Origin of the sequence: Sorlinia euscelidii (assembly GCF_036452135.1) — a bacterium.
Lineage (GTDB): Bacteria > Pseudomonadota > Alphaproteobacteria > Acetobacterales > Acetobacteraceae > Sorlinia > Sorlinia euscelidii.
Genome location: NZ_JAWJZZ010000002.1, coordinates 331316 through 346739 on the forward strand (window position 1 = coordinate 331316; position 15424 = coordinate 346739).

Consider the following 15424-nt stretch of genomic DNA (forward strand, 5'->3'; position numbering starts at 1 on the left):
TTCACGTTGTCTCACAACGTTGATAAGTCCAGTAAAACGGAACACGCCCCTCCCGCAACGCCTTGCTTTCATATCGTGTTGCGGACCACCCGTCCGGGCGTTCACCTTCAGCGTAAGCGACGCGCTTAAAGGCTTTTTGTGAGGCCATCACCTCTTGCACCCATGCCTGATAAACAGGATGGTCGCTTGCGATGCGCCATTCAGCGCCCGGACGCATGGTGCGGGCCAGAAGCGCGATGTTGTCCGGGTGGACAAAGCGCCTTTTTGCGTGACGCGCCTTCGGCCATGGGTCAGGAAACATCAGGTAGACGCGGTCGAGACAGGCGTCAGGCAGAGCGCGCAAAAGCAGGCGCGCATCCTCGGGCCACAGGCGCAGGTGATCAGGTGGCGGCGCTTTCGCCTCCTGCCCCTCCGGCACGAGGCGGGAGAGGAGAGAACACAGGCCGTTTTCAAAAACTTCGGACGCGATATAGAGGCAATCCGGGTGGGCTTCGGATTGCGCCAATGCGTGCTCACCACCGCCAAACCCGATTTCGAGAAAGATGTTGTTTGTCGGCGCGGCATTGAAGGCGCCACGCGGCGCTGTCGCCTGATCTGCCGTCAGGCGGAAACGCGGCAGCGCCTCATCAAGAAGGCGCTGCTGACGGGGCCGCAGGGAGTAAATTCGCGGCCGACCATAAAGTTTGTCAGGTTGCGGTTTGCAAAGAGATTTGATCAGCACAGGGCCTCAACGATTAAAAGCCCGCCGCAGGTCATCGACCAGATCCGTCTGCTCCCACGTAAAATTATCCAGCGCCGGGTCAGGGATACGCCCGAAATGGCCGTATGCCGAAGTTGGCGCGTAAATGGGCCGGTTAAGGCGCAGATGCTCCCGAATGCCGCGTGGTGACAGATTGACCATCTGATACAACACGTCCCCGAGGCGCGCCTCATCGACATCCTTGCCGGTCCCGTCCAGATCAACATAGACGGAGAGTGGCTTGGACACGCCGATCGCGTAACTGAGCTGGATCGTGCAGCGATCAGCCAGATCAGCTGCGACGACATTTTTTGCCAGATAGCGCGCCGCATAAGCGGCGGAGCGATCCACCTTGGTGGGGTCTTTTCCGGAGAAGGCACCGCCGCCATGCGGGGCCGCGCCGCCATACGTGTCGACGATGATTTTACGACCGGTCAGCCCGGCATCACCATCCGGGCCCCCAATGACGAAATTGCCGGTCGGGTTAACGTAGAATTCCTCTTCCTTGCACATCCAGCCTTCAGGGAGAACTTCCCGCACGACAGTGCGCAGCATTTCACGAATGGTGTTCTGGCGCATGCCCTCAACATGTTGCGTTGAGATAACGACGGATGTCGCGGCAACCGGCTTACCCTCTACATAGCGAAGGGTCACCTGGCTTTTGGCATCAGGCAGAAGCCCATCCCCCCGCGCATCGCCGTTTTTACGATAATCACGGATCTTTTCGAGAATGGATTGCGCGTAGAAAAGCGGCGCGGGCATGAGGCGTTCCGTCTCACGTGTGGCGAAACCGAACATGATGCCCTGGTCTCCAGCACCCTCATCCTTATTGCCTTCACTATCCACGCCTTTGGCAATATCGACAGATTGCGCGTGGAGAAATGACGTGATGTCGGCTGTTTTCCAGGAGAAACCCTCCTGATCATAACCAATATCGCGTATGGCGTCGCGCGCGCGCTCAACCAGCATGTCAGATGTCACGGATGCCGGGCCACGGACCTCGCCCGCCAGGACGACGCGATTGGTCGTGCACATGGTTTCACACGCAACGCGCGCTTCAGGGTCAGCGCTGAGGAAAGTGTCCAGAACAGTATCGCTGATCCTGTCCGCGACCTTGTCCGGATGGCCTTCAGAAACGGATTCTGATGTGAAGAGAAAATCGCCGTAATTACGCACTCAGGGACCTCGCAGGGAATGAGTGATGGACGGAGAAACGGCAAAAAGCCATCTCTCCAACGAAAAATGGAGAGACTGGCTTGGCGGAATTGCTTGAACGGGTCAAGGGTAATTCTGACAAATTATTTTATTTGTATATATCCGTCATATTGAACAGACCAGCGGACTGGTTGTGCAACCACAATGCTGCATTGACGGCGCCGCGGGCAAAAACCCGTCGGTCAAAAGCGCGGTGGCTGATGGTAATCTGTTCATCACCCGAAGTAAAAATCACGCTGTGCTCACCGACTATTTGTCCGGCGCGCAGTTCCGCAAAACCGATCTGGCCTGTCTGACGCGGGCCGGAAGGGTCGTAACGGGCGACATCCTCCAATTTGACGCCGCGACCCGACGCAATAGCCGCGCCCACCGCTTTCGCCGTGCCGGACGGCGCGTCGATTTTCTGCCGGTGATGAATGTCCGTCACGTCCACATCGTAATCATCCGCTGGCAGAGCAGCGGAAAGCTGACGGGCAATGTCGAGCAGCAGGTTCAGGCCGGGGGAGAAGTTCGCCGCTCGTAGGACGGGGATATGTTTTGCAGCGTCAGCAATCACAGCTTCTTCAGCCGCATCCATCCCGGTCGTGCCGATAACCCAGGCACATTGATGGCGGATGAGGTCACGCGCGTGATCCGGGATCAATGCATGGTGACTGACATCGATGATGACGTCCGAACACGCGGCGAGGCGGCCAGGCTCGGAGAAGATATTTTCCGCTGCATTCTCCGTTCGCGACGTCCCGCCCGAGAGGGTCAGGCTTCGCGCCCGCACTTCCTCTGCGCAAAGTCGACCCAGACGGCCTGTGATGCCTGCAACACCGATGCGCATGGTTTTACCTTCCGTCGAAAAATTCTTTGACTTTGGAGAAAAAACCTGTGCTTTCCGGATTGGCCTGTGCCTGGTTCTCGCCCGCTTCTTCCTCAAAAGCCTCCAGCAGCTCGCGCTGACGTTTCGTCAGATGGCGCGGCGTCTCAACAGCAAGCTGAAGATACATATCCCCGCGCGACGATGACCTCAGCACGGAGAACCCTTTGCCTTTAAGGCGGAAATGATCGCCCGCCTGACTACCTGCCGGGATTTTGACCTTGGCGCGAGAGCCGTCAATGACGGGCACCTCAATTTCCGCCCCCAGAGCGGCCTGCGCCATACGCAGCGGAAGTCGACAATGAATATTCGCCCCCTCACGATGGAAGAGCGCATGGTTGGCGACCGCAATATGCAGATACAGATCCCCGGCCTGCCCGCCCCGGCCACCGGCCTCGCCTTCACCGGTGACGCGCATGCGTGTGCCGTCTTCAATCCCTGCCGGGATATCAATTTCTAGCTCACGCTGCGTCGGCGTCGTGCCGGCACCCTGACATTTTTTGCAGGGGTCGGAAATGACGTTGCCTGTGCCGTGACATGTCGGGCAGGGGCGTTCCACCAGGAAAAAACCCTGCTGCGCCCTGACCGCGCCCGCGCCATGACATGTCGGGCATTGCACACTGCCCTTATTCGGGTCCGCGGACCCTCGGCCCGAGCAAGACTCACATGTGACGCGTGTCGCGTATTTGACGGTCTTCTTGACGCCGGAAAAGGCTTCGGTCAGAGAGATATGAATCTGTGTCTGGACATCATTGCCCGACCTCTGACGCGTGCGGCGCCGGCCGCCGCCCATCATATCGCCGAACATATCGAAAATATCTTCAAACCCGCCTGCGCCGAAACCGCCAAACCCGCCGCCACCGCCCATGCTGCCATCGAAGGCCGCATGTCCGTAACGGTCATAGGCGGCCCGCTTCTGCTCATCCTTCAGGACGTCGTAAGCCTCATTGACCTGCTTGAATTTATGTTCAGCCTCCGCATCCCCCGCATTACGATCGGGGTGAAAGCGCATCGCCATTTTGCGATAGGCTGTTTTGAGCTCAGCCTGCGATGCGGTGCGGGTGACCTCTAACACCTCATAATAATCCACTTTGGTGGCCATGGAATCCTCTGTCAGGCGCGTCTTGGCATCGTGTCTCGCCAGGAAGTCTCAAAGCCCGGGATGATATCAATCAGGTCGCGTTCAACCCGGGACGGTAAAAATAATGCTGCCTGAAGCGGCATGCCCGCCCTTCCCAGGAAAGACGGGCACGCCACTTCAATCAAATCACGGATGATCTCCCGCGATGGCTCAGCTTTTTTTGCTGTCGTCAACATCCTCAAAGTCAGCATCGACAACATTATCGTCCGGCTTTGCCTCACCTGATGACGCGTTTTCCGCAGCGCCTTCCTCTGACTGGGAAGCCGCATAAGCTGCCTGACCGATCTTCATCGCAGCCTGGGTGAGGCGCTCTGTCGCGGATTTCAACGCTTCAGGGTCTGTGCCATCGACGGCTTCACGCACGGCGGTGACCGCGGCTTCCGCTTCTGCTTTATCCGCTTCGGGAAGCTTATCACCCGTTTCGGAAATCGACTTTTCCGTCTGATGGATCAGCGCTTCCGCATTATTGCGCAATTCCACCATTTCACGCTTGGCTTTATCTGCCGCCGCATTCGCCTCAGCATCCTTCACCATGCGGTCAATATCTGTGTCCGAAAGCCCGCCCGAGGCCTGGATTTTGATCTGCTGTTCCTTACCGGTTGCCTGATCCTTAGCGGAGACATTGACGATACCATTCGCATCAATATCGAATGTCACTTCAATCTGCGGCACACCGCGCGGGGCGGGCGTAATGCCGGTCAGGTCAAAATTGCCGAGCAGTTTATTATCCGCGGCCATCTCACGCTCACCCTGGAAGACCTTGATGGTGACAGCACTCTGATTATCTTCAGCCGTGGAGAAGACCTGGCTCTTCTTTGTCGGGATCGTCGTATTACGGTCGATCAGACGGGTGAAAATACCGCCCTTCGTCTCAATGCCGAGTGAGAGCGGCGTGACATCCAGAAGCAGAACATCCTTGACGTCACCTTTCAGGACAGCGCCCTGAATAGCGGCACCAATCGCGACAACCTCATCCGGATTGACGTTACGGGCCGGGTCCTTCCCGAAGAACTGCTTCACCGTGTCGATGACTTTCGGCATACGCGTCATACCGCCGACGAGAATGACCTCATCAATCTCATTGGCGCTGATCGCGGCATCTTTCAACGCAGCCCGACACGGGCCCAACGTGCGCTCAATCAGATCATCCACCAGGCTTTCCAGCTTGGCGCGAGACAATTTGACGACGAGATGTTTCGGGCCGGACGCATCTGCCGTGATGAAGGGCAGGTTGATTTCCGTCTCCTTGGAGGAGGAAAGCTCAATCTTCGCTTTTTCAGCGGCTTCCTTCAGGCGCTGCAACGCAAGTTTGTCGCCGCGCAGGTCAATGCCCTGATCGCGTTTGAATTCATCGGCGAGGAAACCGATGATGCGGTTATCAAAGTCCTCACCACCGAGGAACGTATCGCCATTGGTCGATTTGACCTCAATCACGCCATCGGAAATCTCGAGCACCGAAATATCAAACGTGCCACCGCCAAGGTCATAGACGGCGACCGTGCCGGAATCACGTTTGCCAAGGCCGTAAGCCAGGGCGGCCGCTGTTGGCTCATTAATGATGCGCAGGACTTCAAGCCCGGCGATCCGACCCGCATCGCGCGTGGCCTGGCGTTGCGCGTCATTAAAGTACGCCGGGACGGTGATGACAGCCTGGGCGACTTTCTCTCCCAGATAGGCCTCCGCCGTTTCCTTCATTTTGCCGAGGACAAAGGCGGAAATCTGTGACGGTGCGTATTTCTCACCGCGCGCCTCGACCCACGCATCGCCATTCTCACCTTTGACGATCTCGTAAGGCACCATCGCCTTGTCTTTTTCAACGGTCGGATCGCTGTAGCTGCGCCCGATCAGGCGTTTAACGGCATAAAGCGTGTTGGAAGGATTGGTGACAGCCTGACGCTTCGCGGCCTGACCGACAAGGCGCTCCCCATTGTCGGAAAATGCGACCATGGATGGCGTCGTGCGCGCGCCTTCGCTGTTCTCGATGACTTTACTCTCATCGCCCTCCCGGATCGCGACGCAGGAATTGGTCGTGCCGAGGTCGATACCGATAACTTTGCTCATTTCTGCTTCCTTTCAGCGGTCACCACCAGCCCTGCAAGGCACCGATCATGACCCTTTGGTATAACGTTACGCTCCGGAGCGTATCTGATACCGAATTTTAAGAACCGTAAGGGGGAATTTCAAGTCCCCGCCGCCGAAATTAAGTGCTTTCACCACCCTCGGATTTGCCCTTGGAAACAACCACCATGGCGGGTTTCAGCAACCTTCCATGCAATGTCCATGTCGGTGTCCAGGACTCAACCACTGTGCCGGGCGCGTGCTCAGCCGACTCAGTTTCCGCCATGGCCTGATGCAGATTGGCGTCGAAGTTCTTGCCTTTCGGGTGGTCGCAGGCAATTCCATGACGCTCAAGAATGCTGATGAACGATCTCTCCGTGCTCTCCAGCCCTTCACGCAGTTTCGAGAGGAGCGGGTCATCATTTTCTGACCGCGGCGGGAGTGAAGCGAGGCCGCGTTGCAGATTTTCAGCGGCTTCCACGACATCGCGGGCAAATTTCTGGATGGCATATTGGCGCGCATCGTCAATATCGCGTTTTGAGCGCGCCCGGTAATTCTGAAGTTCAGCCTCTGCCCGCATCCATTTATCCTTGAATTCCTGGATGCGCGCCTCATTGTCATCGGCTGAACCTGTTTCGGCGGTGTCGGCCGCAATATTCTCCGATGATACACCTTCGTGAGGGGTTTCGCCCTCAGGGGTCAACTCATCGGGGTTCGCGTTTTCCTTTGTCATCGTCATCAAGCCTTACTGCCTGGCCCGGTTCGGGCCGCGTTTACATCTGCCCCCATACCTTGAAAGCGCGAGACTTTTAAGGTGCCCCGAGTCGTTTCAACGACACGTTGCAAGGCGGCATATCGGTTTACTATCCTTACTTGGGCACAGCATGCCGATGCGTTATAGGTAGCAGTCATCGGCTGAAAGCCAACCCCAACCCTTGGTTCAGCACTAAATTTTATTGTCAGGCTCAAGTTAATGACTTCCGCAAAGCACGTGATCGCCCTCGTGGACGATGATCGCAACATCCTGACCTCGGTCCAGATGACGCTGGAGGCTGAAGGTTTTGATGTCGAAACGTTCAGTGACAGTGAAGCCGCGCTTCAACGCTTGTTATCCCACCCCATCAGCCTGGCCATTCTCGATATAAAAATGCCGCGCATGGATGGGATGGAGCTGTTGCAACGCCTGCGCGCGCGATCCAATCTTCCGGTGATCTTCCTGTCTTCGAAGGATGAGGAGCTGGATCAGCTCATGGGATTGCGCCTCGGCGCGGATGACTACATTACAAAGCCCTTTTCCCAACGCCTGCTATTGGAGAGGATACGGGCCTTACTGCGCCGACAGGATGCAAGCCGGGCGGAGGGCGGACCGGCGGCGCAATGCGTTTTGACGCGCGGGCCGCTGACACTGGATGAGATGCGCCATCAATGTTTGTGGAACGGGCAGGATATCCTGTTGACAGTGACGGAATTCCTGCTCGTTAAAGCGCTGGCCACGCGGCCCGGTATTGTTAAATCCCGCGATCAACTGATCGACGCCGCTTACGGCGATGCTGTCTATGTTGATGACCGGACAATCGACAGCCATATTAAGCGCGTGCGTAAAAAATTCCGGCAGGTGGACGGAGAATTTAACCAAATCGAAACACTTTACGGAATTGGCTATCGTTATAAGGAGCGCTGACGCTGTTGAACGTCGCTGCGCCGCGGGCCTGACTGGTATGTCTCCATCTAGTTTAATGGGTGCTTGAAGATGTCTCGATCAAAAACGCGCATCTTCACTGATAAAATCCGAAGCTGGGGGCATCGCGCGCGGCCTGATCTTAGAAAATTCTCATCGCCGCTCATGCGACGTATCCTTCTTCTCAATACGCTGCCCCTCGCGCTCCTGGCGGTGACACTTCTTTTTCTGAAGGATTTTCAGAATTCCCTTCTCGAAACCGAGGTAAATGCCTTGCGGGAGCAGGCGCATATCTACGCCGCGGCTCTCGGCCAGAGTGCCGTCACACGCCGATCCGGTCGGAACTTTATGACGAATGACTATATATTGGACGCGGCGCTGGCCCGGCCGCTCCTCCTTCGTCTGACAGAACCAAGCCCCCTCGTTGAAGCCCGACTTTACGGCCCGGCAGGGCGTGTTGTCGCCACCAGTCGCGGCGCCTTTATCTGTGTGCGTCGCGGGAATCACACGGGCTGCCATATCGAATTTCTCCCTGATTCCGATGCGGCGTCACCTTTGGTCCGTGACCTCGACTTACCGCCCGTGCCACAGCACTTCGTGACACGGCTTTATTCGTGGTTTTTCTCGCTTCTTCCGCTTTCCTCGCGTCATGGCATTGTCACGCTGGAGAATACGGATCATCCCGCGCGCCCGGCCCGCGTCCCCGGGAAATATGGGGATGATGCGCCGCCTTACATTCGCAGGACAGCGGGTCACAAGCTCATCATCACTGTTGCGGAACCGGTTATTCATGAGGGGCAGACGATCGGCATTCTGCAATTGACGCGTGGCGCGCCGGAGGTGGATCGCTCGGTGCTGGCGGTGCGATCTTCAATTCTTTCACTTTTTCTGGTTGCTTTGGGGGTGACGGTTTTTCTGTCATGGTACCTTTCCCTGACGATCGCACGCCCTTTATTAAGATTGGCTGTCGCCTCAAATGATCTTGAGAAAGGGCCTGGAAGGATCGACGATATTGCGGAGGATCTTCTGGCAAGACGGGACGAAATCGGCATCCTGGCACGCGCGCTTCGACGAAATATCACGGGGCTGTGGGCGCGAATGGACGCGACAGAGCGCTTCGCCGCCGATGTCAGTCATGAATTGAAAAACCCGCTATCCTCTATCCGCTCGGCCATCGAAACCCTGCCCCGCATCACGTCGGACACGCAGCAGAAGCGGCTGCTGGGCATTATCGAAAGCGATGTGCGGCGGCTCGACCGTCTAATCACGGATATCGCTATTGCCAGCCGGATTGATGCTGAGCTTTCCCGGATGCGCGCTTCGGCGACCGATATCGCGCATATTCTGACGACGTTGCGCGACATGCATCAGACGACCCGGCGACCTGATGAACCGACGATTATTGTTCAGATAATCGGAATTCACCCACTTTACGCCTGGGCCGTTGAGGATAGGCTGGTGCAGGTGCTTCGCAACATCATCAATAACGCACTGTCTTTCTCACCGAAGAATGGCAGAATCACGCTGGAGGGTGAAAAGGCGGGCGTTAAGATCCGCATCACGATCAGCGACGAAGGGCCGGGCATTCCGCCGCTGAGAATGGAGGAGATTTTCGACCGGTTTTACTCGGAAAGGCCGAAAAGCGAGTCTTTTGGACAGCATTCAGGGCTTGGTTTATCGATCAGCCGGCAAATTATTGAGGCTTCAAACGGCCAGATTTATGCTGAAAACCGCCTCCGGGAGGACGGTGGCATTATCGGGGCGCGCTTCGTCATTATTCTACCGGGCGCACTGCCGCCGTCACATTTAAACGGCGTCAAAGATCCGGTTTGACGCGGCGGAGGGCCAGGCACCCTCCAACTGAAGTAGAAAAATCTTATCTTCCACCCCATTTCCGCCGGAATAGCCGCCGAGACCATGATGCCCGACAACGCGGTGGCAGGGAATGAGGATCGGAAGGGGATTTGCCCCGACAGCGCCGCCGACGGCGCGTGGACTTCCACCGATTTTCGCCGCGATTTGCCCATAAGTGACGGTCTCACCGTAAGGGATATGACGGAGCATCTCCCAGACTCGACGGCGATATGGTGTCCCGAAAGGCTGCATCGGAAGCCTAAATTCCTTGACCTCGCCGTCAAAATACCCTTCTAGCAGGTCTCGCGCCCGTGCTAGAAGGGGGGTCTCATCCTGATCCCGGCCCCAGCCCCAATCCAGAGAAACGAGCGCGCCATCTTCCTCACTGAGCGTTAACGCGCCGAAAGGCGCATGGAAGGAGAGTTGAGGCATGACACGTATCTCCGTATAGAATGAAATGACAGTTTTTACGACCCCGCCCCCTGAGAATGCAACGATTTTTGCCCTCGCGTCAGGCCTGGGCGGCGCGATTGCCGTGATGCGCATCAGCGGCCCCCGATCGCGTTTCATCGTTCAGAATTTATGCAACGGCGCATTGCCAGCGCCACGGCGTGCCAGCCTGCGGCGTCTTCGCTTCCGAAGCGATATTCTCGATGAGGCTGTCATTTTATGGCTGCCTGGACCGCATTCCTACACAGGGGAGGATGGTGCTGAACTGCACCTCCATGCCGGTCCGGCCGTGATCGATGCGGTTTCCGCGGCACTCGTCACATATGGCGCCCGCCCGGCCGAGCCCGGAGAGTTCACACGCCGCGCCGTTCTCCATCAACGCCTTGACCTCATCCAGGCTGAAGCGATCGCGGACCTTGTGGCGGCGGAAAGCCAAATGCAGCGCCAACAGGCCCTCGCGCAATCTGAAGGCGCCTTATCACGCCTCTATGTTGGCTGGCGGGAAAAACTGAGTCACCTCTTGGCACAGCAGGAGGCCCTCATCGACTTCCCCGACGAGGTGGGTGAGGCGGCGTCAACTGCGCATATCGAGTTACAATTGAGCGCGCTCCTTGAAGAAATGGGAACGCACCTCGAAAATCACCGTGGTGAAATCATACAGCGCGGCTTAACCGTCGTCATCGCGGGCGCGCCGAATGTCGGCAAGTCAAGCCTCTTGAATAAACTCGCAGGTTATGACGCGGCCATCGTGACGTCGCGTGCCGGGACGACACGCGACGTCATTGCGGTCGAATGGCTTTTTGAAGGCATGAAGCTGCGCCTTCTTGACACGGCCGGATTGCGGGAGACGCAAGATGAGATTGAAGCGGAGGGTATCAAGCGGGCACTGTTTCACGTGAAACACGCGGACGTCGTCCTGCATCTCTACGAAGGTTCGCCGCCGGAAAAAATTTCAAGCGATGCCGTGATGATCCGCACCAAATGTGATCGTGACGCAGAGCCGACCTTTGATCTCGCCATCAGCACGTTGACCGGGCAGGGCATCGACCCTCTCCTGAATCTGCTGGCGACGCGCATCAAAAAATTGAAGGACGTGACGGCCACGCCCTTGACGCGGGCCCGCCATCGCGCCGGGATTGAGGAAGCGCGTGCTTATCTTACAGAGGCGCGTCAAATGCCGTTCCCGGAACTGCGCGGGGAGTCGCTGCGCCTCGCCATGCGCGCTTTAGGGAGGATTACCGGTCAAATAGATGTCGAATCTTTGCTGGATGTGATATTCGGCCAGTTCTGCATCGGGAAATAATCTTCATCATGTCGTATCAATTTGACGTCATTATCATCGGCGGCGGCCATGCCGGGAGTGAGGCTGCAAGCGCGTCTGCGCGTTTCGGCGCGCACACGGCCCTTCTGACGCAACGCCCTGAGACGATTGGCGCCATGTCCTGCAATCCGGCGATTGGCGGGATCGGGAAAGGCCATCTCGTGCGGGAGATAGACGCGCTTGATGGCCTGATGGGGCGCGCGGCGGACGCGGCGGGCATTCACTTCAAGCTGCTGAACCGCTCTAAAGGCCCCGCAGTCCATGGCCCTCGTGCGCAAGCGGACCGTCATCTTTACGCCAAAGCGGTGGGGCGGCTTCTTAAGGAGACACCCCATCTTGAAATCGTGGGTGGGGAGGTCGCCGATCTCATCGTCGAGTCGGGTCGTGTGGCGGGTGTCATTTGTGCGGATGGCAGGGAATATCGGGCGGGTGCGGTCGTGTTGACGACTGGCACTTTCCTGGGTGGCGTTATCCATATCGGGCATGAGCAAACGCCTGCGGGCAGGCTAGGGGAAAACCCGGCGATCCGCCTCGCTGCGCGTCTTCGGGGCATGGATCTGCCCATGTCCCGGCTCAAAACCGGTACGCCGCCGCGGCTTTTGCGGGCAACCATCGACTGGGAGGCCCTGCAGGAGGATCCGAGCGACCCTACGCCGGAACCGTTCAGCCGAATGACGTCGCACCTCGCGAACAAGACTCTGTCATGCCGTATTACCCATACGACGTCAGAAACACATGAGATTATCCGCGATAATCTTGCCGCGTCAGCGCTTTATGGCGGCGCGATTGCGGGGCGGGGCCCGCGTTATTGCCCGTCGATTGAAGATAAGATCGTCAAGTTCGGAGAGCGGGAAAGCCATCAGATTTTCCTGGAGCCGGAGGCGCTTCCCGGCCATCCCGGCGGCGATCTCATTTACCCGAACGGCATTTCCACCAGCTTCCCGCTTGAGGTTCAGAAGCGGATCATTGCGACAATTCCTGGCCTGTCACATGCGCAGATCGCCGCGCCGGGTTACGCCGTGGAATATGATCATGTCGACCCACGCGCCCTCCAGCCTGACCTCAACCTGCGCGGCATTAAGGGGCTTTATTTCGCCGGACAGATTAATGGCACGACAGGTTATGAGGAAGCGGCGGCGCAGGGCCTTATTGCCGGGCTCAATGGGGCGCGCTTTGTCTCAGGGGCGCCGCCTCTCATTTTGAGCCGAGACCAGGCTTATATCGGCGTGATGCTTGATGATCTCACCCTGCAAGGGGTGACTGAACCTTATCGTATGTTCACCTCGCGCGCGGAATATCGCCTGCTGCTGCGGGCGGATAATGCCGATCTGCGTCTGACGGCGCTGGGCGCGACATATGGCTGTGTCGGATCGGCGCGCCTTCAAGCCTTCATACGGGATCGTGACGCCATCGACGCGGCCATTAAAGAGGGATCTGCCGCCACTTTGAATCCCGCGCAACTCAAGCAGGCCGGGCTGACCGTCTCCCAGGATGGCCGCAAGCGGTCCGTCATGGATATTTTGGCTCTGGGGCAGACAGTGAGTGACTGGAAGGCCATCGCACCCTGGTATACTGCATTGCCCCGCCGCGTTCGCGACCATTTGCAGACGGAGGCGCGCTATGGCGGCTATTTGCGGAGACAGGCGCGCGAGGTCAAACAATTGGAAGCCGAGTCAGATCTCGTCCTTGCGGACGACCTTGATTATGCCAAAATCGGGGGACTCAGTTTGGAAATGCAGGAGCGACTTTCTCGCGCGCGTCCGACAAGTTTCGCTGCGGCGCAGCGCGTGCCCGGCGTGACGCCTGCGGCATTGATCGCGCTTTTGGCGCACGTCCGGTATGCAGCCTGATGCGACTGAATGACGGTCAAATGACCCGCTTGCGGCATTTTGAGTCGATGCTGCAAAAATGGAATGCGCGCATCAATCTGGTCAGTTCGCGCGACGTGCAAAATATATGGACGCGGCATATCGCGGATTCCCTGCGCCTGATGCCTCTTATTCCCGCAGGGAGTCGCGTGATCGACCTCGGATCGGGAGGGGGTTTCCCTGGCCTTGTCCTCGGCATCGCGTGCGACATCGACATCACGTTGGTTGAGTCGGATCAGCGAAAATGTGCTTTTCTTCGTGAAGCGGCGCGCGCTTGTGCGGTCAACGCAAAAGTGATCTGTGATCGTATTGAGAAAATTTCCCTGCCAACGGCGCCGATCATTACCGCACGTGCTTTGGCTCCGTTGGATCGCTTGATTGGCTGGTCTGCTCCGCTTCTTCAGCCTGATGGCGTTGCCCTTTTTCTGAAGGGAAAAAACGTCGATGAAGAATTGCACAATGCGCGACGAATATGGGATATGCGCGTTGAGATTGTTAATGAACCCGCTCGCCCTGAGGGCGTCATACTTAAAGTCTCTCACATTCAAAGAGCCGGAATAAAAGATGGATGACAAAGCTTACGTGATTGCCGTCGCCAATCAAAAAGGCGGTGTGGGCAAAACGACAACCGCCATCAATCTGGCAGCGGCTCTCGCTGAAACGCGGCGCGTCCTGCTGATCGATCTTGACCCGCAGGGGAACGCCTCAACCGGCCTCGGTGTGGGTTATGATCGGCGCAGCCATGGCACCTACGCAGCCTTGATTCAGAGCGAGGATGCCGCCGCCCTGCCACGCCCGACCATGGTCCCGAATCTCGACATCATCGCGGCGGATAATGACCTGGCAGGTGCGGAAATTGAGCTGACCATGGAAGACCGACGTGAGAGCCGCCTGAAGGATGTCGTCGAGGTGGTCGGCACAACTTATGACGTGATCGTCGTGGATTGTCCGCCAAGCCTGGGCCTGCTGACGCTAAATGCGCTCGTTGCCGCGCAGGGAGTCCTTATTCCGCTTCAATGCGAGTTTTTCGCGCTAGAAGGCATTACGCAAATGACGCGGACGATTGACCGCGTTCGTAAAGCGTTAAACCCTTCCTTAACGATTTCAGGCATTGTGCTGACAATGTATGACCGACGCAATAATCTCTCCGAACTTGTGGCGGCCGACGCGCGCAGTTTCTTCGGTGATAAAGTTCTCGAGGCGCTTATTCCCCGCAATATCCGCATCTCTGAAGCGCAAAGCCACGGAAGCTCCGTCTTTGATTATGATGCACGGAGCAGCGGTGCCCTTGCCTACAGGGCATTGGCGGACGAGCTCTCACGACGTTGCTTGAAAGTAAAGGTAGATCAACCGGCATGAAGAAATCTCCCCCACTCCGACTCGGCCGCGGCCTGGCCGCGCTTCTGGGCGATGATCAGGAAGGCCCCGCTCAGCCGTCTGAAGAAGTGACGGAACGCGCGCAGAATATGTCGGTGCTGGGGGTGGACCAACTTGAACCCGCGCGCTTCCAGCCGCGCCAGGCGATTGATGAGACGGACCTCGTCGAGTTGACGGAGTCCATCAGGACGCGCGGCATCCTCCAGCCGATCCTCGTGCGTCCGATGCCGAATCAGGAAAATACCTTTCAGATTATCGCCGGTGAGCGTCGTTGGCGTGCGGCCCAGCGTGCGGGCCTGCATGAAGTGCCGGTGCATATTCGTCACTTTGACGATGCGGACGCTATGGCGGCCGCGCTGGTTGAAAACTTGCAACGCGCTGACCTTAACGCGATTGAAGAAGCGGAAGGGCTTCAGCGACTCCAGACGGATTTCGCCCTGACTCAGGAGGAATTATCCGACGCCATCGGGAAGTCGCGCTCCCACATCGCCAATACGCTGCGCATCCTTAATCTGCCTCACGGGGTGCGTCAGCTGGTCAAATCCGGCAAGCTGACGGCGGGCCATGCGCGCGCACTTCTGGCGCATCCGGACCCGATTTCCGGCGCGGCCATCGTTATTGCCCGGCACCTCAATGTGCGCCAGACGGAGGCGCTGGCGAAACAGGTCACGTCAACCAATGCCAAGCCGCGGCGGCAAACATCGCGGGATGATGAGATTATCCGTCTTGAGAGCGACCTGGCGCGCCATCTCGGGCTTAAGGTCAAAATCGCCTATGATGGTAAAGGCGGGTATCTGCGTCTGGATTATCGCAGTCTGGACCAGTTTGAAAATCTGATGCGTCTTTTGAAACCGTAAA

14 protein-coding genes are annotated in these 15424 nt (G+C 57.7%); 7 read left to right on the top strand and 7 right to left on the bottom strand.

From position 1 onward, the window contains the following. Position 1: 1 nt before the first annotated feature. The 6 genes from trmB to CGLAMM_RS05100 all read right to left on the bottom strand — a co-directional run bounded on the left by trmB (position 2) and on the right by CGLAMM_RS05100 (position 6751). Positions 2 to 721: a tRNA (guanine(46)-N(7))-methyltransferase TrmB gene (gene trmB, locus CGLAMM_RS05075; RefSeq protein WP_394818958.1), complete on the bottom strand. Its 720-nt coding sequence runs from the start codon at positions 719 to 721 to the stop codon at positions 2 to 4. Between the two features lie 6 nt (positions 722 to 727). Then, positions 728 to 1915, bottom strand: coding sequence for a methionine adenosyltransferase (gene metK / locus CGLAMM_RS05080; RefSeq protein ID WP_394818959.1), 1188 nt, complete (start codon positions 1913 to 1915; stop codon positions 728 to 730). A gap of 127 nt (positions 1916 to 2042) precedes the next feature. Continuing rightward, the gene (gene dapB, locus CGLAMM_RS05085; RefSeq protein WP_394818960.1) at positions 2043 to 2783 is read right to left on the bottom strand and encodes a 4-hydroxy-tetrahydrodipicolinate reductase; all 741 of its coding nucleotides are present in this window, start codon (positions 2781 to 2783) and stop codon (positions 2043 to 2045) included. A gap of 4 nt (positions 2784 to 2787) precedes the next feature. Continuing rightward, a complete protein-coding gene (dnaJ, locus tag CGLAMM_RS05090; protein WP_394818961.1) occupies positions 2788 to 3921 on the bottom strand; it encodes a molecular chaperone DnaJ in 1134 nt (377 codons plus the stop codon). Positions 3922 to 4110: 189 nt separating this feature from the next. Then, a complete protein-coding gene (gene dnaK / locus CGLAMM_RS05095) occupies positions 4111 to 6021 on the bottom strand; it encodes a molecular chaperone DnaK (protein ID WP_394818962.1) in 1911 nt (636 codons plus the stop codon). 139 nt (positions 6022 to 6160) lie between these two features. Next, positions 6161 to 6751, bottom strand: a complete 591-nt coding sequence (locus CGLAMM_RS05100; RefSeq protein ID WP_394819089.1) for a nucleotide exchange factor GrpE — start codon at positions 6749 to 6751, stop codon at positions 6161 to 6163. A 240-nt stretch (positions 6752 to 6991) separates the two neighbouring features. On the opposite strand from CGLAMM_RS05100, the gene CGLAMM_RS05105 reads away from it, so the two are divergent. Continuing rightward, positions 6992 to 7699, top strand: coding sequence for a response regulator transcription factor (locus CGLAMM_RS05105; RefSeq protein WP_394818963.1), 708 nt, complete (start codon positions 6992 to 6994; stop codon positions 7697 to 7699). A gap of 69 nt (positions 7700 to 7768) precedes the next feature. Continuing rightward, entirely contained in the window at positions 7769 to 9529 is a 1761-nt protein-coding gene (locus tag CGLAMM_RS05110; RefSeq protein ID WP_394818964.1) for a sensor histidine kinase, read from the top strand. On the opposite strand, the gene CGLAMM_RS05115 is transcribed toward CGLAMM_RS05110, so the two are convergent. After that, the gene (locus tag CGLAMM_RS05115) at positions 9503 to 9982 is read right to left on the bottom strand and encodes a methylated-DNA--[protein]-cysteine S-methyltransferase (protein ID WP_394818965.1); all 480 of its coding nucleotides are present in this window, start codon (positions 9980 to 9982) and stop codon (positions 9503 to 9505) included. The genes CGLAMM_RS05110 and CGLAMM_RS05115 overlap by 27 nt on opposite strands. 25 nt (positions 9983 to 10007) lie before the next feature. Here CGLAMM_RS05115 and mnmE point away from each other — a divergent pair, with 25 nt between their 5' ends. The 5 genes from mnmE to CGLAMM_RS05140 are packed head-to-tail and all read left to right on the top strand — an operon-like array spanning position 10008 to position 15423. After that, on the top strand, positions 10008 to 11303 hold the full coding sequence (gene mnmE / locus CGLAMM_RS05120) for a tRNA uridine-5-carboxymethylaminomethyl(34) synthesis GTPase MnmE (protein WP_394818966.1): 1296 nt from the start codon (positions 10008 to 10010) through the stop codon (positions 11301 to 11303). Between the two features lie 8 nt (positions 11304 to 11311). Then, positions 11312 to 13171, top strand: coding sequence for a tRNA uridine-5-carboxymethylaminomethyl(34) synthesis enzyme MnmG (gene mnmG, locus CGLAMM_RS05125; protein ID WP_394818967.1), 1860 nt, complete (start codon positions 11312 to 11314; stop codon positions 13169 to 13171). Continuing rightward, positions 13171 to 13761 carry a 16S rRNA (guanine(527)-N(7))-methyltransferase RsmG gene (gene rsmG, locus CGLAMM_RS05130; protein WP_394818968.1) on the top strand — a complete coding sequence of 197 codons (591 nt, stop codon included), beginning with the start codon at positions 13171 to 13173 and terminating at the stop codon, positions 13759 to 13761. Before mnmG ends, rsmG begins: the two co-directional genes overlap by 1 nt. Beyond that, the gene (locus CGLAMM_RS05135; RefSeq protein WP_394818969.1) at positions 13754 to 14548 is read left to right on the top strand and encodes a ParA family protein; all 795 of its coding nucleotides are present in this window, start codon (positions 13754 to 13756) and stop codon (positions 14546 to 14548) included. Before rsmG ends, CGLAMM_RS05135 begins: the two co-directional genes overlap by 8 nt. Then, positions 14545 to 15423 (top strand): ParB/RepB/Spo0J family partition protein, encoded by an 879-nt coding sequence (locus CGLAMM_RS05140; protein WP_319806626.1) that lies wholly within the window; start codon positions 14545 to 14547, stop codon positions 15421 to 15423. The genes CGLAMM_RS05135 and CGLAMM_RS05140 overlap by 4 nt, the downstream gene beginning before the upstream one ends. Position 15424: the final 1 nt, after the last annotated feature.

What these genes read in the sequence shown, in the direction of transcription:
- dapB (WP_394818960.1), bottom strand. Translation starts at nt 2,783, where the DNA reads ATGCGCATCGGTGTTGCAGGCATCACAGGCCGTCTGGGTCGACTTTGC.
- dnaJ (WP_394818961.1), bottom strand. Translation starts at nt 3,921, where the DNA reads ATGGCCACCAAAGTGGATTATTATGAGGTGTTAGAGGTCACCCGCACC.
- dnaK (WP_394818962.1), bottom strand. Translation starts at nt 6,021, where the DNA reads ATGAGCAAAGTTATCGGTATCGACCTCGGCACGACCAATTCCTGCGTC.
- CGLAMM_RS05100 (WP_394819089.1), bottom strand. Translation starts at nt 6,751, where the DNA reads ATGACAAAGGAAAACGCGAACCCCGATGAGTTGACCCCTGAGGGCGAA.
- CGLAMM_RS05105 (WP_394818963.1), top strand. Translation starts at nt 6,992, where the DNA reads ATGACTTCCGCAAAGCACGTGATCGCCCTCGTGGACGATGATCGCAAC.
- CGLAMM_RS05110 (WP_394818964.1), top strand. Translation starts at nt 7,769, where the DNA reads ATGTCTCGATCAAAAACGCGCATCTTCACTGATAAAATCCGAAGCTGG.
- CGLAMM_RS05115 (WP_394818965.1), bottom strand. Translation starts at nt 9,982, where the DNA reads ATGCCTCAACTCTCCTTCCATGCGCCTTTCGGCGCGTTAACGCTCAGT.
- mnmE (WP_394818966.1), top strand. Translation starts at nt 10,008, where the DNA reads ATGACAGTTTTTACGACCCCGCCCCCTGAGAATGCAACGATTTTTGCC.
- mnmG (WP_394818967.1), top strand. Translation starts at nt 11,312, where the DNA reads ATGTCGTATCAATTTGACGTCATTATCATCGGCGGCGGCCATGCCGGG.
- rsmG (WP_394818968.1), top strand. Translation starts at nt 13,171, where the DNA reads ATGCGACTGAATGACGGTCAAATGACCCGCTTGCGGCATTTTGAGTCG.
- CGLAMM_RS05135 (WP_394818969.1), top strand. Translation starts at nt 13,754, where the DNA reads ATGGATGACAAAGCTTACGTGATTGCCGTCGCCAATCAAAAAGGCGGT.
- CGLAMM_RS05140 (WP_319806626.1), top strand. Translation starts at nt 14,545, where the DNA reads ATGAAGAAATCTCCCCCACTCCGACTCGGCCGCGGCCTGGCCGCGCTT.